Below are 24,845 nucleotides of genomic sequence, written 5' to 3' on the forward strand. Positions count from 1 at the left end.
CACATGAAGTTTTCAACCAAGATCGGGGCGGGCCTGAGCGGCCTTGTCCTGTCCGCGCTGACCGCGGCACCGGCCTTCGCGGACCTCGTCAAGGCTCCGACCACCGAACAGATGGCCACCATGGTCAACAAGGGTGACACCACCTGGATGCTGATCTCCTCGGCGCTCGTGCTGATGATGTCGGTTCCCGCACTGGCGCTGTTCTACGGCGGTCTCGTCCGCACCAAGAACATGCTCTCGGTGCTCATGCAGGTGCTGATGATCGTATCGATCGCAGCGCTCGTCTGGGTGGGCTGGGGCTATTCGATGGCCTTCACCTCGGGCGGCGAAAACCATTATTTCGGCGGCTTCTCCAAGGCCTTCCTGGCCGGCGTGAACGCGTCGACCTATGCGGCCACCTTCTCGAACAACGTCTACATCCCGGAATACGCTTTCGTCTGTTTCCAGATGACCTTCGCCTGCATCACGCCGGCGCTGATCGTCGGTGCCTTCGCCGAGCGCGTGAAGTTCTGGCCGCTGATGCTGTTCATGGTCCTGTGGCTCACCATCGTCTATTTCCCGATGGCGCACATGGTCTGGTACTGGGCCGGTCCCGACTTCCTGCCTGACACGCCGTCCGACTACGGCATGATCTGGGGCTGGGGCGGTCTCGACTTCGCCGGCGGCACCGTGGTTCACATCAACGCGGGTATCGCAGGCCTGGCAGGCGCGCTCGTTCTCGGCAAGCGCACCGGCTACAAGAAGGAGCCGATGCCTCCGCACTCGCTGACCATGACCATGATCGGCGCCTCGCTGCTGTGGGTGGGCTGGTTCGGCTTCAACGCCGGTTCCAACCTCGAGTCGAACGGTGTCACCGCGGTTGCGTTCATCAACACCTTCGTCGCTACCGCTGCCGCGGCCGTCGCCTGGGCGGTGATCGAGCAGCTCATCCACGGCAAGCCCTCGCTGCTGGGCGCTGCCTCGGGTGCCGTCGCCGGCCTCGTCGCCATCACCCCGGCTTCGGGCTTCGCCGCGCCGGTCACGTCGATCCTGCTCGGTGTCGTCGTCTCGATCGTCTGCTTCTTCTTCGTCACCACGGTGAAGAACAAGCTCGGTTATGACGACTCGCTCGACGTGTTCGGCGTTCACTGCGTCGGCGGCATCGTCGGTGCGCTGGGCACCGCCATCGTCGCCGATCCGGCGCTCGGCGGCCAGGGCTGGATCGATTACACCGTGTTCCCGGCCGTTGCCGGCACCTATGACATGGCGGGTCAGTTCATCACCCAGCTCAAGGCGGTCGGCGTTACGCTGCTGCTCTCGGGCGGCGTGTCGGCGATCCTCTTCTTCCTCATCGACAAGACCATCGGGCTGCGGCCTTCGGTCGAAGTCGAGCTGGAAGGCCTCGACATCGCCGAGCATGGCGAGCGGGCCTACAACTATTGATCGAATTGGGGCCGCTCCATCCGGGGCGGCTCCTCCGGGCGTTCCTCCTGCGAACGCACTGGGGCCGGTGGGGCAACCCTCCGGCCCTTTTTTTGTTCATGCCTCTTTCCGCGGCGGTGCCGTTTCACGTGTGAAAGCGTAATGACCGGACTATGATCACCGTCGCGAGCTACAATATCCGCAAGGGCCTCGGCACAGACCGCAGGCGCAGGCCCGATCGCATCCTCGACGTGCTGCACGAGGTGCATGCCGACATCGTCGCGCTGCAGGAGGCCGATCGCCGCTTCGGGGCGAAGCAGAGCGCCTTGCCGACCGAACTGATCAAGCAGGGCGAATATAAGGCCGTGCCGTTCGACATCCGCCCCGGCGGGATCGGCTGGCATGGCAACGCCATCCTGGTGCGCAACGCCGTCGAGATCGGCGATTACCAGCCGATCGAGCTGCCCATGCTGGAGCCGCGCGGCGCCGTGATGGCCGAGCTGACCATCGGCGGCAATGACCTGCGCGTGATCGGCATGCATCTCGACCTGTCGGGGCTGTGGCGGCGGCGCCAGGTCCGCGCGATCATCGACCATATCCGCCGCCGCAAGCGCAAGATGCCGACCGTGATGATGGGAGACCTCAACGAATGGTCGCTCCAGGGTGGCTGCATCCGCGAGTTCGCCGCGGACCATCATATCGCGCCGACCGGACGCAGCTATCACAGCCGCCGCCCGGTCGGTTGCCTCGACCGGATCATCCTGACCCGCGACCTGCACTTGGTCGCCTGCGGAGTGCATGTCAGCGAGCGGGCGCGGCTGGCGTCCGATCACCTGCCGGTATGGGCACGGCTGAAGCACCAGTAGCGCGGCGGAGCCCTCCTTCGAAACGGTGCGGCTTATGAGCTTCGCCCACTGGCGCTCGTCAAACCACGCCGCTACATCGCCGAACCATGGCAAAGCTCAAGATCGCCTCCTGGAACATCAACTCGGTCCGCGCGCGGATCGATATCGTGCGTCAGTTCCTGCTCGAGCAGCAGATCGATATCCTGTGCCTGCAGGAAACCAAGGTTCGCGACGATACCTTCCCGTTCCAGATGTTCCGCGACATCGGCTATTCCCATTTCGAGATCAACGGCCAGCCGATGCACCACGGCGTCGCGATCATCTCCAAGCTGCCGCTCCGCGATCATGGCCGCCACGACTGGCAGGACAATGGCGAGGCACGGCATGTCGGGGTGCGCCTCGATTGCGGCATCCGGCTCGAGAATGTCTATGTGCCGGCCGGCGGCGACATTCCCGATCGGGAGGCCAATCCGAAGTTCGGGCAGAAGCTCGATTTCCTCGGCCGGATGATCCGCTGGTCGGAGGAGCTTGCCGAGCCGACGCTGCTGGTCGGCGACTTCAACATCGCGCCGCTCGAATGCGACGTTTGGAGCCACAAGCAACTGCTCGACGTGGTCAGCCACACCCCGATCGAGGTCGAGACGCTCAACCGCCTTCAGGCCAGCCACGACTGGGTCGATCTCGGCCGCCGCTTCGTGCCGCCGCCGGCGCGGCTCTACACCTGGTGGAGCTATCGCGCGCAGGATTGGGCGGCATCGGATCGCGGCCGCCGGCTCGATCATATGTGGGCGAGCCCGGAGGTCGCGAAGCTCGCCACAGATCATTATATCTGCGAGCCCTGCCGCTCCTGGATCAAGCCCTCCGATCATATCCCGCTCATCACCGAGCTCGACGTGTGAGCGCCGCCCGATCCGCGGCGCGCGCGATCGACGCGCTCAAGCGGGGCTGGCCCGTGGCCGTGAGGTCGGACGGCGGCCGGGTGGTGGTGCTCGCGATCGAGACCGCCAATGACGTGACCCTTGCCGAATTCGATGCCGACAGCCCCGCCGACGTGCTGCTGTCGGCGGCGCGTGCGGCGACGCTGCACCTCGCCAATCAGCGCGAGGCGGCAAGCCCGGCCTGCCCGGCGCTGGTCGAGCGGGTGCCCTGGCTCGACTTGCCGACCGCGACCGCGCTGGCCGATCCGGTCCAGGATCTCGCGACGCCGTTGAAAGGTCCGTTCCGCGCAAAGGCGGTGGCTGCGCCGGAGGCCGCTGCCGCCGCGCTTCGGCTCGCACGGCTGGCCGGGCTGCTGCCCGCCCTGTTTGTGCGATCCGACGGGCCGGTCGAGGCGGAGGTCGAGGCCGGCGCGCTCGACGATTACGAAGATCCCGCCCATCTCGTCATCGCGTCGCAGGCGCGGCTGCCGGTGGCGGTGGCCGACAAGGCCGAGATCGTCGCCTTCCGTCACGTCGCCGATGCGGCCGAGCATGTCGCGCTGATCATCGGCAAGCCCGATGGCACGCCGCCGCTGGTGCGGCTGCACAGCGAATGCCTGACCGGTGACGTGCTCGGCTCGCTCAAATGCGACTGCGGCCCCCAGCTGGCGGGCGCGCTCCAGGCCATGACCGAGGCGAACTGGGGCATCCTGCTCTATCTGCGCCAGGAAGGGCGCGGCATCGGGCTGATCAACAAGCTCAGGGCCTATGCGCTGCAGGACCAGGGCTTCGACACCGTCGATGCCAATCTGCGCCTGGGGTTCGGCGTCGACGAGCGTGATTTTCGGGTGGCGGCACGGATGCTGGCGCTGCTCGGCCAACTCAGCGTGCGGCTGATGACGAACAACCCGCTCAAGGTGTCTGGGCTGGAAGCGGCTGGGGTGGCGGTGGTCGAGCGGGTACCGCACAAGCTGGGGGAAAACCCCCATAACAGCGCCTATCTCGCCACCAAGCGCGATCGAACCGGCCATGTCCTGTGAGCGTCGTCCGCGTCGATAGCGTCGCGCTGACTCTCACCGGTCCGGCCGGCATGACGGTCGCCTGCACGATCGGCCGCTCGGGGGCGTGCCCGGCTGCGGACAAGCGCGAGGGCGACGGCATGACGCCGCTCGGGACATGGCCGATCCGGGCGGTGCTGTTCGGGCCGGGCCGGGCAACGCCCCCGGATGGCATGCGGCTGCCGTGGCGCTGGGTGCGTGAGGATGACGGCTGGTCGGACGGGGTCGGGGATCCGCAATATAACCGGCCGGTGCGGCACCCGCACAGCTTCTCGGCGGAGCGGCTCGTGCGGGAGGATGGGCTCTACGATGTGATCATGGTGCTCGGCCATAACGACGCCCCGCCGGTCGACGGGCGGGGCAGCGCGATCTTCCTGCATTGCGGGGAGGGGCGGCCGACCGAAGGCTGCGTGGCGATCGACAAGGCGGAATTGCTGGCGCTGGTTGCGCGGCTGGGGCCGGGGGATGCCGTCGAGATTGCCTGACCGCCAGTCCTTTCCATCGTCGCCCCGCAGCGCCTCCCGATGATGCGATCGATGGCGACCATTTCGCCGCCCTCACATGGCGGCGAGCATCCTGGTCGTCATGGCAATCGCCCTGGTATCGGATCAGTGTGCGGAAATGATTTTGCCGTCGTCGGCCTTGGGCGCCTCGCGGTTGCGCAATTGCGCCACCTCGGCCGCAGCGACCGGCGCGGCCTTGTTGCCCCAGCTGGTGCGGACATGGCTCAGGACGGCAGCGATCTGCGCGTCGGTCAGGTCGGCCTTGAAGGAGGGCATGCCGCCCCGCCCCTCCAGTATGACATGGATCGGCGCGGCGGCCGGCCCGAGCACGAAGGCGTCGCCCGCCAGCGCCGGGAAGGCGCCTTCGATGCCCTTGCCGTCTTCCTGATGGCATGCGGCGCAATTATCGCTGAAGCTCTGCGTCGGATCGAGTGCGGCGGCCGGGAGCGCCGCCACTGTCGGTTCGTGGCTGGTCTGGGCGATGGCGGCCGCTGCGATGGTGGCCATGAACAGCGGCAGGCAAATCCCATAACGCATCGGCATCATCATCCCTTGGTCGCCCCTGCGCGGGGCCGTTCGACCTGCTGCCACGCGTTTTCGAAGGCGTCCGCCCGCCAGCCGCGATATAGCGCATATCCTCGCCGGCAAGATAGATGCGGCCATCCGGTTCGGTCAGCACCGGATTCAATCCGCCTGGGCGATGCGCTCCCGGCATTCGCTGGCAATGTCCCGCAGCTCGCCGAGCGTCTGGTCGAGCGCCTCGCGCTGCGCTTCGAGCGCCTCCATGCGCTCGCTTACCCGCGCCAGCAGCCGACGCGTCTGCTCAAGATGCCGGCTGTCGACCTCGTACAGGTCGAGAAACTCCTTGATCTGGCGCAGGCTGAAGCCGAGCCGCTTGCCACGCAGGATCAGCTGGAGCCGCCCCACCTCGCGCCGCGAATAGACCCGCATCGTACCGATCCGCTGGGGTTCCAGCAGGCCCTTGTCTTCGTAGAAGCGGATTGTCCGGGTCGTTATGCCGAGCTCGGTCGCGACATCCTGGATGGCGCGAAGCTGCCGGCCGTCGTCGTCGCCGGACGATTCCCCCTTTGCCATCGTCTCAGCCTGTCGTTCGGGCGCCGGCGGCCCTGGCGGCTTCCTCGGCCACCAGTTCCTTCTTGGACAGCTTGCCGATCAGCGTCTTGGGCAGGCTCTGGCGGATTTCGATCTCGCGCGGCATTTCGATCTTCGAAAGGCGCGTCGTAAGGAAATCGTGCAAGGCCTCGGCCGTCTCCTGCCGGCCGGGGCGCAGCACGACGAACGCCTTGGGCGCCTGGCCGCGATATTCGTCGGGCACGCCGATCGCCACCGCCTCGAGTATGGCGGGATGATCGTAGAGCGCTTCCTCGATCATCCGCGGATAGACATTATAGCCGCCGCAGATGATGACGTCCTTGATCCGGTCGACCAGGAACAGATAGCCGTCGGCGTCGAGATAGCCGATGTCGCCGGTGCGCAGCGCACCGTCGACGAAGACCTTCGCGGTCTCTTCGGGTTTGTTCCAGTAGCCCTTCATCACCTGCGGCCCGCGTGCGCAGACCTCGCCGCGCTCGCCGGTCGGCATCAGCCGGTGCGGGTCTTCGAGGCTACGGATCTCGATGACGGTGGCCGGGAAGGGGATGCCGGCGCTGTTGTCCTTGACGACGCCATCGGCGGGATTGCAGGTGAGGATCGGCGAGGTCTCCGACAGGCCATAGCCTTCGACGACGCGCGCGCCGGTCAGCCGCTCGAACTCCGTGCGGACGTCGAACGGCAGCGGGGCGCCGCCCGAGACGCAATAATCGAGATCCTCGAAATGGACGGGCTGTTCCGCCGCTGCCTTGTTGATCGCGGTCAGCATGGTCGGCACGGCCAGCAGCTTGGTGGGGCGGGTCCGTTTCACCGTCTTGAGGAACTGCTTCAATTCGAAGCGCGGCAGCAGGATCATCTCGGCGGCGGTGTCGACGCCGAAGTTGAGCACCGTCGTCAGCGCGAAGACATGGAACATGGGAAGCACGCCCATGATCCGGTCCTGCCGCTCGGTGTCGTCGTGGACATGGAGCACCATCTGGCGGCTGTTCGCGGTCAGGTTGGCGTGGGTGAGCATCGCCGCCTTGGGCACGCCGGTGGTGCCGCCGGTATATTGAAGCACGGCGACGTCATCGGCGGCAATCGGCACCGGCCGGAATGTGGCGCGGCTGGTTGCCAGGCTTGAGAACGCGACATGGCGGGCGTCACGGGGCCAGCGCGCAATGTCGCGGCGCTTGACCAGCCGGTAGGCGATCGACAGCAGCGGCGGCATGACATCCGCCATCGGGCAGACGATGATCTTCTCCAGGCCGCACTCGGCAGCGATGGCGGCGACCTTCGCGTGTATCGCCGTCACGTCCGGCACCGCCATGATCGTCGTGCCGGAGTCGCGAATCTGGTGGCGCAGCTCGTGCTCGACATAGAGCGGGTTGAAGTTGACGATCGTCGCCCCGCACCGCAGCGCGGCAAAGTAGAGCACCACGAAATAAGGCGTGTTCGGCAGGCATAGGCCGAACCGCACGCCCGGGCTGACGCCCATCGCCTGCAGGCCGGCTGCGACTTGGTCGATCTGCGCGCCGATCTCGCCATAGCTCCAGCGCCGGCCCAGGAAATCGATCGCGGTCCGCGCGCTATGATCGCGCACCGCGGCCTCGATAAGCTCGGTCAGCCTGCGCGGGGGGATCGGCGGGGACGCTGGCACGTCCCCGCCGATCTTAGAAGCTCATGCGCCCGCCCAGCGCGAGGATGATCGCGCGAGCGTTGTGCAGCTGGCCGTTGGTCAGGATCGGGGTCTGTACGGGTGTGCCGGCATAAGCGGCCGTAATGCGGTCGATCGATGCGTCCTTGAAATCGACATAGTTTGCCGCGGCGTCGAGCGTGATCGTCTCGGTGATCGCATAGGAGGTGCCGAGCGCGAAATTGATGCGGCTGGCATCGGGCACCCGCGCATCACGGAAGCCGTCGCGCGTCGGGGTCTCGTCCCACTGGACGCCGGTCCGCATCGTCCAGGCCGGGGTTACCGCATAGTCGACGCCGCCCGCGACGCTCCAGCTGTTCTTGTAATTTTGCGGCAGGGCAGCGTTGAGCGGCGCGCCGAGCCGGATCGCATCGAACTTGTTCCAGCCGGCGCGGACGACCTGGCCGTTCAGGGTCAGCGCTTCGGTCGCATGGACGCGCACGCTGGCGATCGCCTGCCACGGCGTCCGGAACTTCGCCTTGATGTTGTTGATCGTGCCGTTCGATCCGGCAAGCGGGCCCAGCAGGCCAGCCGTGGTCACATTGCCCTTCAGGACATGCTTGATCGAGGATTTATAGGCGAAGCCCAGGTCGATCATCTCGCTGGGGTGGATCTGCACGCCCACGCTATAGCCGAAGTCCCAGCCCTTGCCGCGCAGCGTCTGGTGCCCATCCGGAAGCAGCGGCGACAGGTTGGGCAGCGAGTTCGACAAGGACGCCTTGCTGTGCTCGGCATTGAGGGCGATGCCGATCCCGAAGACGGGCGACGGCGCAAAGGCGATCGACGGCTGGACGTCGAAGGTCGTCAGCCGCGTCTTGTCGGCTGTGTAGCGCGCCCAGCTCGTGCCATTATAGTTGGTCATGAAGCTGAACGGTGCGGTGATGGCCAGGCCGACGGCGAACTGGTCGTTCACTTTCCACGACGCCGCGCCCGACGGCAGCACGCCCTTCTTGAGCGGGTTGACGGAAACCTGTTCGCCGCCGACCGGTGCCGGCGCCTGGCCGGGGCGGACGATCAGCGTTCCGTTGTTGCGGACATCGCCCTTGGGCAGGATCGCGGCGACGCCGGCATAGACGGTGCTGGTGGCGTTGCCCGCGCCGGCGGCCGGGTTCCACCACAGCGAAGCGGCGCCCTGGTCGGCGGCTTCGCCCGAAAAGGCGCGGCCGGCGGCGCGCACCGACTGTTCCTGCAGATAGAAGGCCGACGCATGGGCAGCGCCGGCGCCCGCCAGCGCAACGGTCGATGCGGCACCGGCCAGGGCGATACGGCGAAGGGAAAACATGGTCATCGGGTGTCGTTCCTCTCTTGTCTCGGTGCGTCTCAGCGCACGCGGGTCCAGGTCTGGTTCTTGCACAAGGGCACGAATATGCAGCCCCTCAGCTTCAATGTGTTGGCGTCCACCGGAGTGATCCGCGCATCATAGATCTTGCCGTCCTCGGCATTGTAGATCGTGCCGTCGTTCCAGACTCCGTCCTTGAAGCTGAAGCCGCCCAGGATCTGGAGACCCTTGAGCGCGCGGCCACGCAGCTTCTCGTCCTTGTTGTTGACGTCCTTTATCGCGGGATTGGCGGCGATGCCGTCCGACGTCACCAGCTTCCCGCAGAGGGAAGTGCCGCAGCGGGCAATCTCCACGATGCCGTTGCGGGTCTCGGTTTTCCATCGGCCGACCACCGCGTCCGGGCTCGCACCCGCCGCCATGGCCAACGCCATAAGCATGATCGTCATTGCCCTGCTCATCCTCCTGCGAGCCGCCCGATGCTGCGATCGGGTCGTGCTTCGTGGTGCAACATGGATTGCACAAAAAGATATTAACGTATAGGGTAATCTTCATACCCATAAGGCAATTCATCTGCGGCTGTTGCAGAAAAGCCGCGCCAAGGAGACGGAGTCCGATGCCAAGTGCCGTGATCGCAGGCTATGCGCGTTCGCCCTTCCATCTTGCCGGCAAGGGCGATCTCGCCCGCGTCCGGCCCGACGATCTCGCCGCGCAGGTGATTCGCGGGCTGATCGAGCGAAGCGGCATCAAGCCCGACGACATCGAGGACATCGTTCTGGGCTGCGCCTTCCCCGAGGGGGAGCAGGGGCTCAACGTCGCACGGCTGATCGGATTGCTCGCCGATCTTCCGATCAAGGTCGGCGGCATGACGGTGAACCGGTTCTGCGGATCGTCGATGAGCGCCATCCATATCGCCGCGGGCCAGATCGCGATCGGCGCGGGCGAGGTGTTCATCTGCGCGGGCGTGGAGAGCATGAGCCGGGTGCCGATGATGGGCTATAACCCGCTGCCCAGCCCCGAACTCGCGAAGAAGCGGCCGGGCGCCTATATCGGCATGGGCGACACCGCCGAGAATGTCGCCACCCAGTTCCAGATCCCGCGTGCCACCCAGGAAGCTTTCGCCCTCGAAAGCCAGAAGAAGGCCGCTGCCGCGCGCGACGGCGGCAGGCTGGCCGACGAGATCGTCCCGATCAGGACGAAGAAGGGCCTGGTCGATCTGGACGGCGTGCTGCGCCCCGGCACCACGGCCGAGGCGCTTGCCGCCCTGAAGCCTGCCTTCGACCAGAATGGCACGGTCACCGCCGGCACCTCGTCGCCGCTGACCGACGGCGCGGCGGCGGTACTGGTGACGAGCGAGGACTATGCGAAGGCCAACGGCCTTGCCATCCTCGCGCGGATCAGGAGCGTCGCGGTGTCGGGCTGCGAGCCCGAGATCATGGGCATCGGCCCGGTCTCCGCATCGCGCAAGGCGCTCGAGCGGGCGGGCCTCGCCGTCGGCGATCTCGGCGTCGTCGAACTCAACGAAGCCTTCGCCAGCCAGGCCCTCGCCTGCAGCAACGAACTCGGGCTCGACCCCGCGACCGTCAACCTCGACGGCGGCGCGATCGCGATCGGCCATCCGCTCGGCGCCACCGGAGCGCGCATCGTCGGCAAGGCCGCGTCGCTGTTGAAGCGCGAGGGCGGCCGATATGCGCTGGCGACCCAGTGCATCGGCGGCGGGCAGGGCATCGCCACCATCCTCGAGGCGGTGTGATCATGGAGCCGATCCGGAAAGTCTGCGTCATCGGCGCCGGCACGATGGGCGCGGGAATCGCCGCGCAGGTCGCGAACGCCGGAGTCCCGGTGCTGCTGCTCGACATCGTCCCGAAGGATGGGGCAAATCGCAACGCGATCGCCGAGGGCGCGGTCGCGAAGATGCAGAAGGCCGAGCCCGCACCGTTCATGTCGAAGGCGGCCGCGAAGCTGGTCGAGACCGGCAATATCGAGGACGACCTCGCCAGGGTCGCCGAATGCGACTGGATCGTCGAGGCGGTGATCGAGCGGCTCGAGATCAAGCAGGGCCTCTACGCGAAGCTCGAGCAGGTTCGAAAAGCCGGCACGGCGATCTCGTCGAACACTTCGACCATCCCGCTCGCACAGCTGATCGACGGCCGGTCGGAGGCGTTCGCCGCCGACTTCATGATCACCCATTTCTTCAACCCGCCGCGCTATATGCGGCTGCTCGAACTGGTCACCGGCCCGAAGACCGATGCGGAGACGGCGGCCATGGTCGCCGGCTTCGTCGACCGGGCCATGGGCAAGAGCGTCGTCCGCACCCACGACACGCCCGGCTTCATCGCCAACCGGATCGGCACCTACTGGCTGCAGGTGGCGATCAACGCGGCGATGGATCTCGGCCTGACCGTCGAGGAGGCCGATGCCATCGGCGGCCAGCCGATGGGCGTCCCCAAGACGGCGATCTTCGGGCTGGTCGATCTGGTCGGCATCGACCTGATGCCCCTGCTTCAGAAAAGCATGAGCGCGACCTTGCCGGCCGGCGACGCCTTCCATGCCAGCGTTCGGCCGACGCCGTTGATCGAAAGGATGATCGCCGACGGCTATACCGGCCGCAAGGGCAAGGGCGGCTTCTACCGGATCAACCGGGAGGCCGGGAAGCGCAAAGAGGCGATCGACCTCGCCACCGGCCAATACCGTCCGGCGATCAAGGCCAGCGTGCCGCGCGCCGGCCTCGCCGCACTCGTTGCCACGCCCGGGCCGACCGGGGATTTCGCCTGGGCCGTACTGGGTCAGGTGCTGGCCTATGCCGCGAGCCTCGCCGGCACGATCGCCGACGATATCGTCGCGATCGATGCGGCGATGAAGCTTGGCTACAATTGGAAATATGGCCCGTTCGAGCTGATCGATCAACTCGGCGCCGCGGCCTTCGCGAAGCGCCTCGCCGACGAGGGCAGGCCGGTGCCCTCGATCCTGGCGCTGGCCGGTGATCGCAGCTTCTACCGGATCGAGGGCGGCAGGCGCCAATATCTCGGGCTCGATGGCGACTATCATGATGTCGTGCGAGCCGAGGGCGTGGTGCTCCTCGAGGACGTCAAGCGTGCGTCGAAGCCGATCATGAAGAACGGCTCCGCGGCATTGTGGGACATCGGCGACGGGGTGGCCTGCTTCGAGTTCAGCTCGAAGATGAATGCGCTCGACGGCGACACCCTCAAGCTGCTCGGCCAATCCGTCGCGCATGTCGCAGGCTCGATGAAGGCGCTGGTGGTATACAATGAGGGCAGCAATTTTTCGGCGGGCGCCAATCTCGGCCTGGCGCTGTTCGCGCTGAACATCGCCGCGTGGGGCGAGATCGACAAGCTCGTCGCGGGCGGCCAACAGGCCTATAAGGCGCTGAAATACTCACCTTTTCCGGTAGTTTCGGCACCGGCCGGCATGGCGCTCGGCGGCGGCTGCGAGATATTGCTCCATTCCGATGCGATCCAGGCGCACGCCGAAACCTATGTCGGCCTGGTTGAATGCGGCGTCGGCATCGTCCCCGGCTGGGGCGGCTGCGGCGAGATGATCGACCGTTGGGTCAAGGCGGGCGTGCTGCCGAAGGGCCCGATGCCCGCCGTGGCCAGGACCTTCGAGATCATCTCGACGGCCACCGTCGCCAAGTCGGCCGCCGAAGCGAAGGAGCTTCTGTTCCTGCGGCCGTCCGACGGCATCACGATGAACCGCGACCGGCTGCTCGCCGATGCCAAGGCGAAGGCGCTGGCACTCGTCGATGGCTATCAACCGCCGAAGCCGCCCGAGTTCCGCCTGCCGGGCGAAAGTGGCCGCGTCGCGCTCGGCATGGCGGCAGAGGGCTTCCACAAGCGTGGCGTGGCGACCGACTATGACATGGTGGTCTCGGACGCCCTGGCGACCGTGCTCACCGGTGGCGATGCCGACTTGGTAGACGTGGTGACCGAGGAGCAGATGCTGGGCCTGGAACGCGCGGCCTTCATGCAGCGAATTCGCGATCCGCGCACCATCGCCCGGGTGGAGACGATGCTCGCGACCGGCAAGCCGCTGCGGAATTGAGCAACAAAAAACCCCTCCCCTTCAGGGGAGGGGTTGGGGTGGGGCCTACCCTCCTCGGGACTGGTGCTTGGGGTGAGGCCCCACCCCCTGCCCCTCCCCTGAAGGGGAGGGGGGTTAGGATGGAGAAGACAGATGCAAGTCTACGAGGCCCCGCTGCGCGACATGCGCTTCGTCATCCACGAGCTGTTCGACGATGCCGACGGCTTCGGCGGCATTCCGGCCCATGCCGAGTTCACGCCCGATCTGATCGACGCCGTGATCGACGAGGCGGCCAAGCTTGCGCAGGACGTGCTGCTTCCGCTCAACGCCAGCGGCGATCTCGAAGGCTGCACCTGGGAAAATGGCGTGGTGCGCACGCCCGCCGGCTTCAAGGAAGCCTATGCCCAGTTCCGCGACGGCGGCTGGTGCGCGCTCGCGAGCGATCCGAAATGGAGTGGCCAGGGCCTGCCCGAGACCGTGAACAAGCTGGTCGAGGAAATGATCAGCGCGGCGAATGTCTCCTTCGGCCTCTATCCCGGCCTGACCCATGGCGGCGCCACCGCGCTGAAGAGCCATGCCACGCCCGAATTGCAGGAGCGTTTCCTGCCCAACATGGTGTCGGGCGTCTGGTCGGGCACGATGTGCCTGACGGAGCCGCATTGCGGCACCGACCTGGGCTTGCTGCGCACCAAGGCGGTGCCGCAGGATGACGGCAGCTACAAGATCACGGGCAACAAGATCTTCATCTCGGCGGGCGACCACGACCTGACCGAGAACATCATCCACCTCGTCCTCGCGCGCCTGCCCGATGCGCCGAAGGGCGTGAAGGGGATCAGCCTGTTCGTCGTCCCCAAATATCTGCCGAAGCCGGACGGTTCGGTCGGGCCGTCGAACGGCGTGTCGTGCACCGGCATCGAGCACAAGATGGGGATCAGGGCGTCGGCGACCTGCCAGATCAGCTTCGACGATGCGAGCGGCTGGCTGGTCGGTGAACCCAATCAGGGCCTCGCCGCGATGTTCACGATGATGAACACCGAGCGCGTTTCGGTCGGTGTACAGGGATTGGGCATCGGCACCGCCGCCTATCAGAGTGCAGTCGCCTATGCCAAGGATCGGCTGCAGGGCCGCGCGCTCTCCGGTCCCAAGCGGCCCGACCTCCCCGCCGATCCGATCATCGTCCATCCCGATGTCCGCCGCATGCTGATGACGATGCGCGCCTATAGCGAGGGCGGGCGTGCGCTGAGCATCTGGATCGCCCGCGCGCTCGATGCCGAGCGTCATTCGCCCGATCCCGACGTGCGCCAGCGCGCCGAGGACCTCACCGCGCTGATGACTCCGGTGGTCAAGGCGCTGCTCACCGATTTCGGCCATGAGGCGGCGCAACTCGGCGTCCAGGTCTATGGCGGCCATGGCTACATCCGCGAGCATGGTGTCGAGCAATATGCCCGCGATGCCCGTATCGCGATGATCTACGAGGGCACCAACGGGGTGCAGGCGCTCGATCTGGTCGGCCGCAAGCTGCCGGCGCACGGCGGCCGCTATCTGCGCGCCTTCTTCCACCCCGTGTCCGAGTTCATCGAGCAGCACAAGGCGGTGCCCGGTATGGGCGAGCTGGTCGGCGGACTGGAGAAGGCATTCGGCGCGCTCCAGCTGGCGACCGCGACGATCGCGCAGAAGGGCATGGCCGATCCCGAGGAAGCCGGCGCTGCCTCATCGGATTATCTGCGGCTGCTCGGCCTCGTGGCGATCGCCTATCTCTTTGCCCGATCGGCCAAGGTCGCCGGCATGAAGGCTATGACGGGGCAGGATCCCGACGGCTTCTACGCCGCCAAGCTGGTCACGGTACGCTTCTTCTACGAACGCATCCTGCCGCAGGCGGCGGGGCTGTTCTCCGCGATCAAGGCGGGGAAGGGTTCGATGATGGATATGCCCGAAGCGGCGTTCTGAGGACCTGACTTATCGTGAACGTCATGCTGAACTCGTTTCAGCATCCACCCGTCCACTTGGGCAGCGCCCCTGATTATAAGTGGATGCTGAAACAGGTTCAGGATGGCGGCGGAGGGGCTCAGCCCGGCTTGCGTCCGCCCCCGCCGCCGAACGGCTTCGGGCTGTAGCGCTTGGGACCGCCCGGCCCACCTGGACCACGCGGCCCGCCGCGGGGCGGACCATTCGGGCGCAGCTGGGCACGCGGCGGCGGGCCGCGGCGGTCGCGCAGCTGGGCGACGGGCGGGGTCGGCGCATCCCCGGCCGGCTCGATCACAACGCCATCCTCTTCGCCCGCGGTGCGCTTCAGCGCGTCGAGGAACTTGCCCGCCATCGCGCGCGGGATTTCGAAGCGGGTCTCGGTCTGGAAGATGCGGATCGCGCCGATGTCGCGCTTGGTGATGTGGCCGCGGCGGCACAGCAGCGGCAGCAGCCAGCGCGGATCGGCGTTGGCGCCGCGGCCGACGTTCATGCGGAACCAGACGGTGTCCTCGAATCCGGGACGCGGACCCTGCTCGCGCTGTGCCTGATCGCGGTCGCCGCGGGCAGCCGGAGACGCATCGATCAGGTCCTCGGGCGCGGGCAGGCTCTGCCGCTGGGTGCGGACGAAGGCGGCGGCGATCTCCTCGGCGCTGCGCGTCTCGAGCAGCTTGCGGGCGACCTCCAGATCCTCCTCGGAAACCTCGCCGACGGCGAGGCTCTCGAGCAGCCGCTCCTGGTCGCGCGCATAGATGTCGTCGGGCGTGGGGACCGGATCCCAGCTGACGTTGACGTTCGCAGCGCGCAGCAGCCGTTCGGCATGGCGGCGGCGCTGATAGGGGGTGATGAGGACGCAGGTGCCCTTGCGGCCCGCGCGGCCGGTGCGGCCCGAACGGTGCTGCAGCGTCTCCGGATCGATCGGCAGCTCGGCATGGATCACCAGTTCGAGGCCGGGAAGATCGATGCCGCGCGCCGCGACATCGGTCGCGACGCAGATGCGGGCGCGGCGGTCGCGCAGCGCCTGCAGCGCGTGGTTGCGCTCGTTCTGGCTCAACTCGCCCGAAAGCGTCACCGCCGAGAAGCCGCGTTCGGTGAGCGTCGCCGACAGCCGGCGGACATTCTCGCGGGTCGCGCAGAATACCAGCGCGCCCTTCGCCTCGTGAAAGCGCAGCACGTTGACGACGGCATGCTGGATGTCGGCGGGGGCCACGGCCATAGCGCGATAGTCGATGTCGGCATGGCTCTCGCGCGCACTGGCCGTCTCGATGCGCAGCGCATCGCGCTGGTAGCGCTTGGCGAGCAGGGCGATCGGCTTCGGCATCGTCGCCGAGAAAAGCAGGGTGCGGCGCTCGGGTGGGGTGAGGTCGAGGATTTCCTCGAGGTCCTCGCGGAAGCCGAGGTCGAGCATTTCGTCGGCTTCGTCGAGGATCACCGCGCGCAGCGAGCCGGGTTGCAGGGTGCCGCGCTCGAGATGATCCTTGAGACGACCGGGCGTGCCGACGACGATATGGCACCCATAGGACAGGGCGCGCTGTTCGACGCGGACGTTCATGCCGCCGACGCAGCTGGCGACGCGCGCGCCGAGCTTGGCATAGAGCCACTGCAGTTCGCGCTGCACCTGGAGCGCAAGCTCGCGGGTCGGGGCGATGATCAGCGCAAGCGGCTCGCCGGGCCTGGGCAGCGTCTCGGCGCCCTGCAACAGGGTTTCGGCGATGGCGAGGCCATAGGCGACGGTCTTGCCCGAACCGGTCTGCGCGGAAACGAGCAGGTCACGGCCGCTCGCGTCCGCCGTGATCACCTGGGCCTGTACTGGCGTCGGCTCGGTGTAGCCACGCTCGGTGATTGCCTCGGCGACCGGCCGGGGCAGGGTAGAAAAGGGCATCTGATATCCGATTGCAAAAGGTACCGGCGCCTCGCGCGCGCGGCCATGTTGAAGGCCCCTATAGGCAAAGACGCCGCAAAACACCAGTGGCGGTCGGTCCGATCAAATCGCTTCGCCCGCCGCGCGCCCGCTGGCCCATGCCCATTGGAAATTATAGCCGCCGAGCCAGCCCGTCACATCGACGGCCTCGCCGATGAAATGAAGGCCGGGCACGCGCTTCGCCGCCAGGCTGCGCTGGTCGAGGCCGTCGGTCGAAACGCCGCCGATGGTCACCTCGGCCTTCGCGAAGCCCTCGGAGCCGTTCGGCGTGAAGGTCCAGCCGTTGAGACGCGCGCCGGCCGTGGCCAGCGCCGCATCCTTGTGGGTGACGAGCGGACCGGACAGGCCGAGCCGATCGGCGAGGACGTCCGCCAGCCGATCGGGAAAGCGTTCGCGCAATATCGTGCGCGGTTCGGCGTTGGGCCGCGCGCGTTTGGCATCGGTCAGCAGCATGCGGGCGTCGTCGCCGGGGAGCAGATCGACCGACAGGCTGTCGCCGTGCCGCCAATAGCTGCTGATCTGGAGGATCGCGGGGCCGGACAGGCCGCGATGGGTGAACAGCGCCGCCTCGCGGAAGCGCGCCTTGCCAAGGCTCGCGACCACATCGAGCGACACGCCCGACAGGCTCTCGAACAGCCGATCCTCCGCGCCCAGCGTCAGCGGCACCAGCGCGGGCCGTGGCTCGACCACCTTCAGGCCGAACTGTCGGGCGACATCATAGGCGAAGCCGGTGGCGCCCATCTTCGGGATCGACGGACCGCCGGTGGCGATCACCAGCGCCTGGGACTGCTCGGTGCCATGCGGCGTCTCGACGCGGAACAGGCCATCGGTGTGCGAGACGCTGGTCACGCGGGTCAGCAGCCTTGTCTCGACGCCGCCCCGGGAGCACTCGTCTTCCAGCATTGCGATGATCTGCTTCGCCGATCCGTCGCAGAACAGCTGGCCCAGCGTCTTCTCGTGCCAGGCGATACCGTGCGCGTCGACCATCGCGATGAAGTCGGCGGGCGTGTAGCGCCCCAGCGCTGACTTGGCGAAATGCGGGTTGGCGGACAGGTAACGGTCGGCCAGCCCCCCGTCGAGATTGGTGAAATTGCACCGCCCGCCGCCCGAGATCAGGATCTTGGCGCCGACCCGGTCGAGATGGTCGAGCAGCAGCACGCGCCTGCCGCGCTGTCCTGCGGTCAGCGCACACATCAAGCCCGCGGCGCCGGCTCCAAGGATGATGATGTCGTAGGGGGTGGGGATGGTGGATCTCCGTTCGTCCCGAGCGAAGTCGAGGGACGTTGGCGCGGGGAACCGTGTCTCGACTTCGGCCGTCCGGCCGAAGCCTGTCCTGAGCGCCTGCAAGGCAGTCGAAGGGCTCGACACGAACGGCGTTGGGCTTTTGCTGGAAGGCTGCTATCGGCCGCCGCGATCATGAGCAAGCAGAACCGCCCCGACCGCCGCACCTTCGCGATCATCTCGCATCCGGATGCCGGCAAGACCACCCTGACCGAGAAGCTGCTCTACTTCGGCGGTGCGATTCATCTTGCCGGCGAAGTCAAGGCGCGCGGCCAGACCCGCCGGGCGCGCTCCGACTGGATGAAGATCGAGCAGCAGCGCGGAATCTCCGTCACCTCGTCGGTGATGACCTTCGAGCGCGACGGCATCACCTTCAACCTGCTCGACACGCCGGGCCATGAGGATTTCTCCGAGGATACCTATCGCACGCTGACGGCGGTCGACTCGGCGGTGATGGTGATCGATGCCGCCAAGGGCATCGAGCCGCAGACCCGCAAGCTGTTCGAGGTGTGCCGGCTCCGCTCGGTGCCGATCATCACCTTCGTCAACAAGGTCGATCGCGAAGGCCGGCCGACCTTCGAGCTTCTCGACGAGATCGCCGACGCGCTGGCGCTCGACGTATCGCCGATGAGCTGGCCGGCCGGCATGGGCGGCACTTTCGAGGGGATCTACGATCTCGCCCGCGACCGGCTCTATCGCCCTGCGTCGGACGCGACCGGTGCCTATGAAGGTGACGCGGTCTCGGTCGCCGGCATCAACGATTCCCAGCTGGAGGATCTGCTGTCCGAGCAGTGCCTCGCCCAGCTGCGCGAAGAGGTCGAGCTGGCCGGGGTCGGCTATGCGCCGTTCGACGAGACCGCCTATCTCAACGGCGATCTGACGCCGGTCTATTTCGGATCGGCGCTGAAGGATTTCGGGGTCGAGCAGCTGATCGACGCGCTCGCCGATTTCGCGCCGTCGCCGCGGCCGCAGCCGGGCGAGCCGCGCGACGTCGATCCGGGCGAGCCCAATGTCGCCGGCTTCGTGTTCAAGGTGCAGGCCAATATGAACCCGCAGCATCGCGACCGGGTCGCGTTCATGCGGCTCTGCTCGGGCAAATTCCGGCGCGGCATGAAGCTGAACCAGGTCGGCACCGGCAAGACCATCGCGGTCCACAGCCCGATCCTGTTCTTCGCCCAGAATCGCGAGCTCGCCGAAGAAGCCTTTCCAGGCGACATCATAGGCATCCCCAATCATGGCACCTTGCGGGTCGGCGATACCCTGACCGAGGGCGAGATGATCCGCTTCACCGGCATCCCCAATTTCGCGCCGGAAATCCTGCGGCGGGTGAAGCTCGCCGATCCGACCAAGACCAAGCAGCTGCGCAACGCGCTGAACGACATGGCGGAGGAGGGGATCATGCAGGTCTTCCATCCCTCGATCGGGTCGCAGTGGATCGTCGGCGTGGTCGGCCAGCTCCAGTTGGAGGTGATGATCTCGCGCCTCCAGGCCGAGTATAAGGTCGCGGCCGGCTTCGAGCCTTCGCCCTGGGACACTGCGCGCTGGATCGCCGCCGATGACGACAAGGCGCTCGAGGAGTTCAAGGGGCTTCACCGCGCCGCGATGGCCGAGGATCGCGACGGCGCGCCGGTATTCATGGCCAAGGATCAGTGGGAACTGAACTATATCCAGGGGCGCTTCCCCGCCCTGCGCTTCTCCGCGACCCGCGATCGGCGGTAACCTCGACGGTAAGCCTCAGCGGATAGAAATAGCGAGACACACGTTCTCCCCTCGTTACGACCGAGAGGAGTTTTTGTGCGCAGCGTAAAATCGATCATCATCGCCGCCGCCCTGTTGCCTGCCATGGCGAACGCGGTGGCTCCCGATCCGGCCGTGCTCGGGGCCCAGGTGCTGCTCGACCGGCTGGGCTTCGGCCCCGGCGTGATCGACGGCGTCAGGGGGCTGAACTTTTCCAAGGCGCTGAAAGGCTATCAGGAGGCCAACGGCCTAACCGTCTCCGGGCAGCTCGACGATGCAACGGTCAGCAGCTTCGATGCCTATCGTGCGATGCCCACCGTCATCGACGTGAAGCTCAGCCCCCAGATCCTCGAAGGGCCCTTTGTCGGGCCGATCCCCGCCAGCGAGACGCAGCAGGCCAGGATGCGGACGCTCGGCTATTCCGACGCGATGGAGAAGCTGGCCGAGCGCTATCACACCAGCAAGGCGACGCTGATTGCGCTCAACTCGCCGCAGACCCAGCTGGTGCCCGGCGTGACGATCAAGGTTCCCAACATCATTCCACCGGCGCAGGATTATGCCGCCGATCTCAAGCCGGACTGGCGCAAGACGCTGTGGACGCTGAATGTCGGTTCGCAGCAGCCGGACGTGGCGAAGGTGGTGGTCGACAGGTCGGATGGCGTACTGCGCGCGCTCGACAGCGCGGGCAAGCTCGTCGCGCAGTTTCCGGCGACGATGGGCAGCAGCCATGATCCCCTGCCGATCGGCACGTGGAAGATCCAGGGCCGCTCCTACAACCCTGTCTTCCATTTCAACCCCAAGCTGTTCTGGGATGCCGACAGCAAGGACCAGAAGGCGGTGCTGCCGGCGGGGCCGAACGGGCCGGTCGGGGTGGTGTGGATCGATCTCGACAAGCAGCATTATGGCATCCACGGCACGCCCAATCCGGACAATATCGGCAAGACCGAGAGCCATGGCTGCATCCGCCTGACCAATTGGGATGCGGCGCGGCTGGCGATGATGGTGAAGCCGGGCACCCCCGCTGTCTTCCAGGACTGATCGAGGCGAGCGGAATGATTCGCAGGATCGCGTTGATGTTGCTGCTGGTGGCGACCGGCTATGTCGCCTGGGTCATCATCCTCAACCTGTCGGACGGGAAGGACGGTTCCGTCGCATCCAGGACGGAGCCGCAGCGCGAGGCGGTGCCGGTCGCCGAGGCCGGCCGCGGCGGTCTCGTGATCCCCGTCGCGGGCGTGCGGGCGGATCAGCTCTCCGATACGTTCGACGATGCCCGCAGCGAGGGCCGCCTCCATGATGCGATCGACATCATGGCACCGCGCGGGACGCCCGTGCTCGCCGCCGCGGCGGGCACGGTCGAGAAGATCTTCGACAGCGAGCGCGGTGGCCTCACCATCTATGTGCGGCGGCCGGGTGGGCAGTGGATCGATTATTACGCCCATCTCGACGGCTATGCGTCCGGCCTGGCCGAGGGACAGAAGGTGAAGCCCGGCCAGCCGATCGGCACGGTCGGTTCGACCGGCGATGCAAGTGTGGAGGCACCGCACCTCCATTATGCGATCAACGCGATGGCCCCCGGAGAGGCCTGGTATCAGGGCAAAGCGATCAACCCCTATCCGCTGTTGGTGGGGCGCAAACCCACGCCGTCGCGCTGACGGCGGAGGGCTTCTTTTGCCTTTGTCCGTCATCCCAGCGAAAGCTGGGATCTCCCTTCGCCTTTTTCTCAGCCCTTCAAGGCAGAGAGATTCCAGCTTTCGCTGGAATGACGGCGTTGGGGGCAGGCAGCAGCACTCAGGCGTAAGGGGTGACATTCGGCCATGTCGTGCCAATATCCCGCGCATGACGCTGATCCGCCGGCTCCTCGCCCTCCTCGCCCTCGCCCTCATCTCTGCACCCGCCCAGGCGGCCGACAAGCTGGTGGTCGCGTTCGGCGACAGCCTGATGGCGGGGTACCAGCTGCCGCCGGGCCAGGGATTCGTGCCGCAGCTCGAAGCCACGTTGCGGCGGCAGGGAGTCGCGGCACGGGTACATAATGCCGCGGTGTCCGGCGATACGACGGCGCAGGGGCGGGCGCGGCTCGACTGGGTGCTCGCGGCGCTGAAGGCCAAGCCGGATCTCGTGATCGTCGAACTCGGCGCCAACGACATGCTGCGCGGCCTCGATCCCGGCAACGCCGAGGCGAATCTCGACGCGGTCCTCGCGGAACTGACCGGGCGCCGCATTCCGGTCCTGCTCGCCGGGATGATGGCTGCGCCCAATCTCGGCCCCGATTATGCCCGCCGCTTCGACATGATCTATCCGCGTCTCGCGAAAAAATATCGTGTCCCGCTCTATCCCTTTTTCCTGCAGGGCATCATCGGCGACCGTTCGCTGCATATCGGCGACGCCATCCATCCCAACAGGGCCGGGGTTTCCGTGATCGTCAGGGGCATATTGCCGCGGGTTAAGCCCCTGCTGACACAGCGGTAATCAGAGCCGTTGCAGCCGATCCGATCAGGCCCTAAGCTCGCCTCCGAAACAGATCGGGGGAGGGCTTCGATGATATGGTCGGCGTCCTCTTCTGCGCGGGGACCGATAGGGCAACCGGCGGGCGAAATCGGCGATGATGCGCGCGAAGCCTTCCTCGATCGTCTGCGCGACGGCGTCGCGAGCGCTGCCGGCGATGGGGGCGAGTTCGTCCTGGATCTTGCCGGCGTGGATCATATTTCGGCAGGCGCGCTGATGGCGTTGACGATTGCCCGCAAGGAGGCGATCACCAGCAATGTGAAGATCATCCTCGCCCGCCCCAGCCCCGCCATCCGCGAGGTGCTTGAAATCAGTCGCTATCAGCTGATCTTCGACATCGTCGATCATCTCGATCCCAACGACGGCTGAGGGGGACGGCTCGATGCTCGTGCGCTTCTGGGGAACGCGGGGTTCCTTGCCGGTCGCCCCCCGCGCCCGCGCGATCGAGGACAAGGTCGTCGGTGCCCTGCTGCGCGCCTCGGGCCGCTCCTTCGCGGACGAGGCGGCCGCGCGCGCCTTCGTCAATGACGAGCTGAGCTTCGCCGAAGCGCACACCTATGGCGGCGCCACCACCTGCCTGGAGATCGAGGGCGCCGACGACAGCTTCTTCATCCTCGATATGGGCTCGGGCCTGCGCGAGCTGGGCAACGACGCCTTCCGCCGCGTCGCCGCCGGCCGCTCGCGCACCTATAATTTCTTCCTGTCCCACCTCCACTGGGACCATATCATGGGCTTCCCCTTCTTCGGCCCGGCCTTCGATCCCGGCGCTACGATCGTGATCCATTCGGGCCATGCCGACGCGGAGGAGGCGCTGCGCCGCCAGCAGGAGGAGATCAGCTTCCCCGTCGCCTTCGACTGGCTGCGCGCCAAGATCGAGTTCAAGGTGCTGACCCCCGGCCAGACCTATCATGTCGACGGCATCGACGTGGATTTGATGCCGCAGGACCACAGCCATGTCTCCTACGCCTGGCGCTTCCGCCGCGACGGCAGGACGATGGTCTTCTCCACCGATGCCGAGCATCGCATGGAGGATGTCGAGGACAAGAAGGCGTTCGAGACCTTCTTCGACAAGGCCGATCTGGTGATCTGCGACACCATGTACTCGCTCGCCGAGAGCATCACTCTCAAGGCCGATTGGGGCCATTCGAGCAATGTCATGGCGGTCAACCTGTGCCATGGCGCCGGCGCCGGAAAGCTGGTGCTGTTCCACCACGAGCCGACCAGCACCGACGCCGACATCGACCGCCTCTACGACGAGACGATCCGCTACGAGGCGCTCAGCCGCCGTGGCGGCAGGCCGCTCGAGATCGTCTGCTCCTATGACAGCCTGGAGCTGGAGGTCTGACGACGCCTGGCGTCTGTTTGTTCAAGCTGGACAAGATGCCGTCATCCTGAGGTGCCATTGAGCTTGTCGAAATGGCGTATCGAAGGAGGTCCCCAACAGGGGCCCCTTGTTGGGCCCAGCCGCGAACCCGCCTTCGCATGCCTCGGTTCGCACTCGCTTTCACCTCGGTCATGCTGAACTTGTTTCAGCATCCACCCAGCCACAAACCGCACGCCGAGGCTCCTGGTGGACCCTGAAACAAGTTCAGGGTGACGGCGGAGAGATTCAGGCGGCCGCCTTCACCCACGTCCCTCCCGCCCGTCATCCCAGCGCAAGCTGGGATCTCCCTTGGCCCTTTTCGCAACAAGGGAGCACAGAGAGATTCCAGCTTTCAGCCATTGGCTGAAGTTTATCCTGAGCGCCTGCCTTGCGGGCAGTCGAAGGGCTGGAATGACGGGCCCAGGTTGAATCCAAATACCGCTCATCCAGAGGTGCCATTGAGCGAAGTCGAAATGGCGTCTCGAAGGATCTTTCGAGACAGGCCTTCGCCAGGCTCAGTCCCTCCAGGATGAGCGGAGTCGGGTGCGCCAGATTAAAAGCCGCCCGCTTATCCGGCCTTCACCAGGTTCAGCTGGCCGAGATAGTCGAGCTTGCCGATCGGCATGCCCCGCGCGCGCAGCAGCGCATAGGCGATCGTCACATGAAAATAGAAATTCGGCAGCGAGAAGGAGAGCAGGAAGCTCTCGGCCGAATAATCAACATGATATTCACCGATCACGAAACGCATGTCGCGGCCGACCAACTTGTCGATCTCGGCCGGGCTGATCGCGTCGATCGCCGCGCGGGTCGACCGGAGCTGTTCGCGCAGCGCCGCGAAGCTCTCGCCGGGCGGCGTCCTGTCGGGTGAGAAGCTGCCCCGCTTGACGGCTTCGATCGCGCCGATCGAGTGGACCGACGCCGATTTCACCTGATAGGCGAAGTCGAACATGTCGGGCGCCAGCCGCGCGCCCAATATATCCTGTTCAGCGATACCCTGATCAGCCGCCCAGCCCTCCGCCTTGTCGAGCAGCGCGGCGAGATTGCCGAGCGTCCGCTGGTAGGGCGGTATGACTGCGGCGTAGAGGGAAAAGGTCAAGGCATCTCTCCGAATATGTTGGTCGGTTGGAAATCGGCCTCGATCCTTTCGGTCTACGGAAAGGCCTTTCAATGCGACTATGCGCTATGGAGGATGTCGAGGACAAGACGGCCTTCGACAGCTTCTGCGGCAAGGCCGATCTGGTGATCTGCGACAC

Annotated in this window: 22 protein-coding genes; 14 read left to right on the plus strand and 8 right to left on the minus strand. The window is 66.4% G+C overall.

Going from position 1 to position 24,845, the window contains the following annotated elements; genetic code table 11:
* Positions 1–3: 3 nt before the first annotated feature.
* The 5 genes from AC1DQK_RS17285 to AC1DQK_RS17305 all read left to right on the plus strand — a co-directional run bounded on the left by AC1DQK_RS17285 (position 4) and on the right by AC1DQK_RS17305 (position 4,706).
* On the plus strand, positions 4–1,422 hold the full coding sequence (locus AC1DQK_RS17285) for an ammonium transporter (protein WP_477872776.1): 1,419 nt from the start codon (positions 4–6) through the stop codon (positions 1,420–1,422).
* A gap of 152 nt (positions 1,423–1,574) precedes the next feature.
* Positions 1,575–2,267, plus strand: a complete 693-nt coding sequence (locus AC1DQK_RS17290; RefSeq protein WP_477872778.1) for an endonuclease/exonuclease/phosphatase family protein — start codon at positions 1,575–1,577, stop codon at positions 2,265–2,267.
* A gap of 86 nt (positions 2,268–2,353) precedes the next feature.
* A complete protein-coding gene (locus AC1DQK_RS17295; protein ID WP_477872780.1) occupies positions 2,354–3,145 on the plus strand; it encodes an exodeoxyribonuclease III in 792 nt (263 codons plus the stop codon).
* Entirely contained in the window at positions 3,142–4,203 is a 1,062-nt protein-coding gene (gene ribA / locus AC1DQK_RS17300) for a GTP cyclohydrolase II (RefSeq protein WP_477872782.1), read from the plus strand. Before AC1DQK_RS17295 ends, ribA begins: the two co-directional genes overlap by 4 nt.
* Positions 4,200–4,706 (plus strand): L,D-transpeptidase family protein, encoded by a 507-nt coding sequence (locus AC1DQK_RS17305; RefSeq protein WP_477872784.1) that lies wholly within the window; start codon positions 4,200–4,202, stop codon positions 4,704–4,706. The genes ribA and AC1DQK_RS17305 overlap by 4 nt, the downstream gene beginning before the upstream one ends.
* Positions 4,707–4,829: 123 nt before the next feature.
* On the opposite strand, the gene AC1DQK_RS17310 is transcribed toward AC1DQK_RS17305, so the two are convergent.
* The 5 genes from AC1DQK_RS17310 to AC1DQK_RS17330 form a co-directional block, all read right to left on the minus strand.
* Entirely contained in the window at positions 4,830–5,261 is a 432-nt protein-coding gene (locus AC1DQK_RS17310) for a c-type cytochrome (protein ID WP_477872786.1), read from the minus strand.
* A gap of 147 nt (positions 5,262–5,408) precedes the next feature.
* Complete coding sequence (locus tag AC1DQK_RS17315) at positions 5,409–5,819, minus strand: MerR family transcriptional regulator (RefSeq protein WP_477872788.1); 411 nt, start codon at positions 5,817–5,819, stop codon at positions 5,409–5,411.
* A gap of 4 nt (positions 5,820–5,823) precedes the next feature.
* Complete coding sequence (locus AC1DQK_RS17320) at positions 5,824–7,485, minus strand: long-chain-fatty-acid--CoA ligase (protein ID WP_477872923.1); 1,662 nt, start codon at positions 7,483–7,485, stop codon at positions 5,824–5,826.
* A 1-nt stretch (position 7,486) separates the two neighbouring features.
* Positions 7,487–8,797, minus strand: coding sequence for an OmpP1/FadL family transporter (locus AC1DQK_RS17325; RefSeq protein WP_477872790.1), 1,311 nt, complete (start codon positions 8,795–8,797; stop codon positions 7,487–7,489).
* 32 nt (positions 8,798–8,829) lie between these two features.
* On the minus strand, positions 8,830–9,234 hold the full coding sequence (locus AC1DQK_RS17330; RefSeq protein ID WP_477872792.1) for a DUF2147 domain-containing protein: 405 nt from the start codon (positions 9,232–9,234) through the stop codon (positions 8,830–8,832).
* 167 nt (positions 9,235–9,401) lie between these two features.
* Here AC1DQK_RS17330 and AC1DQK_RS17335 point away from each other — a divergent pair, with 167 nt between their 5' ends.
* The 3 genes from AC1DQK_RS17335 to AC1DQK_RS17345 all read left to right on the plus strand — a co-directional run bounded on the left by AC1DQK_RS17335 (position 9,402) and on the right by AC1DQK_RS17345 (position 14,773).
* Positions 9,402–10,538, plus strand: a complete 1,137-nt coding sequence (locus AC1DQK_RS17335; RefSeq protein WP_477872794.1) for a thiolase family protein — start codon at positions 9,402–9,404, stop codon at positions 10,536–10,538.
* A 2-nt stretch (positions 10,539–10,540) separates the two neighbouring features.
* Complete coding sequence (locus AC1DQK_RS17340) at positions 10,541–12,847, plus strand: 3-hydroxyacyl-CoA dehydrogenase NAD-binding domain-containing protein (RefSeq protein ID WP_477872795.1); 2,307 nt, start codon at positions 10,541–10,543, stop codon at positions 12,845–12,847.
* A gap of 132 nt (positions 12,848–12,979) precedes the next feature.
* Positions 12,980–14,773 (plus strand): acyl-CoA dehydrogenase C-terminal domain-containing protein, encoded by a 1,794-nt coding sequence (locus tag AC1DQK_RS17345; protein ID WP_477872797.1) that lies wholly within the window; start codon positions 12,980–12,982, stop codon positions 14,771–14,773.
* A gap of 118 nt (positions 14,774–14,891) precedes the next feature.
* On the opposite strand, the gene AC1DQK_RS17350 is transcribed toward AC1DQK_RS17345, so the two are convergent.
* Both AC1DQK_RS17350 and AC1DQK_RS17355 read right to left on the minus strand, forming a co-directional pair.
* Positions 14,892–16,670, minus strand: coding sequence for a DEAD/DEAH box helicase (locus AC1DQK_RS17350; protein WP_477872799.1), 1,779 nt, complete (start codon positions 16,668–16,670; stop codon positions 14,892–14,894).
* A gap of 102 nt (positions 16,671–16,772) precedes the next feature.
* Positions 16,773–17,954, minus strand: coding sequence for a BaiN/RdsA family NAD(P)/FAD-dependent oxidoreductase (locus AC1DQK_RS17355; protein WP_477872925.1), 1,182 nt, complete (start codon positions 17,952–17,954; stop codon positions 16,773–16,775).
* A gap of 171 nt (positions 17,955–18,125) precedes the next feature.
* Between AC1DQK_RS17355 and AC1DQK_RS17360 the strand changes: the two genes are divergently transcribed.
* The 6 genes from AC1DQK_RS17360 to AC1DQK_RS17385 all read left to right on the plus strand — a co-directional run bounded on the left by AC1DQK_RS17360 (position 18,126) and on the right by AC1DQK_RS17385 (position 23,574).
* Positions 18,126–19,709 (plus strand): peptide chain release factor 3, encoded by a 1,584-nt coding sequence (locus AC1DQK_RS17360; RefSeq protein ID WP_477872801.1) that lies wholly within the window; start codon positions 18,126–18,128, stop codon positions 19,707–19,709.
* 123 nt (positions 19,710–19,832) lie between these two features.
* A complete protein-coding gene (locus AC1DQK_RS17365) occupies positions 19,833–20,765 on the plus strand; it encodes a L,D-transpeptidase family protein (protein ID WP_477872927.1) in 933 nt (310 codons plus the stop codon).
* 14 nt (positions 20,766–20,779) lie between these two features.
* The gene (locus AC1DQK_RS17370) at positions 20,780–21,379 is read left to right on the plus strand and encodes a M23 family metallopeptidase (RefSeq protein ID WP_477872803.1); all 600 of its coding nucleotides are present in this window, start codon (positions 20,780–20,782) and stop codon (positions 21,377–21,379) included.
* Positions 21,380–21,563: 184 nt separating this feature from the next.
* The gene (locus AC1DQK_RS17375) at positions 21,564–22,193 is read left to right on the plus strand and encodes an arylesterase (RefSeq protein WP_477872805.1); all 630 of its coding nucleotides are present in this window, start codon (positions 21,564–21,566) and stop codon (positions 22,191–22,193) included.
* A 69-nt stretch (positions 22,194–22,262) separates the two neighbouring features.
* Positions 22,263–22,598: an STAS domain-containing protein gene (locus AC1DQK_RS17380; protein WP_477872807.1), complete on the plus strand. Its 336-nt coding sequence runs from the start codon at positions 22,263–22,265 to the stop codon at positions 22,596–22,598.
* A gap of 13 nt (positions 22,599–22,611) precedes the next feature.
* A complete protein-coding gene (locus AC1DQK_RS17385; protein ID WP_477872809.1) occupies positions 22,612–23,574 on the plus strand; it encodes an MBL fold metallo-hydrolase in 963 nt (320 codons plus the stop codon).
* A 586-nt stretch (positions 23,575–24,160) separates the two neighbouring features.
* On the opposite strand, the gene AC1DQK_RS17390 is transcribed toward AC1DQK_RS17385, so the two are convergent.
* Positions 24,161–24,688: a DUF1993 domain-containing protein gene (locus AC1DQK_RS17390; RefSeq protein WP_477872811.1), complete on the minus strand. Its 528-nt coding sequence runs from the start codon at positions 24,686–24,688 to the stop codon at positions 24,161–24,163.
* Between the last annotated feature and the right edge of the window lie 157 nt (positions 24,689–24,845).

Source organism: Rhizorhabdus sp. P4_G5, assembly GCF_056401065.1.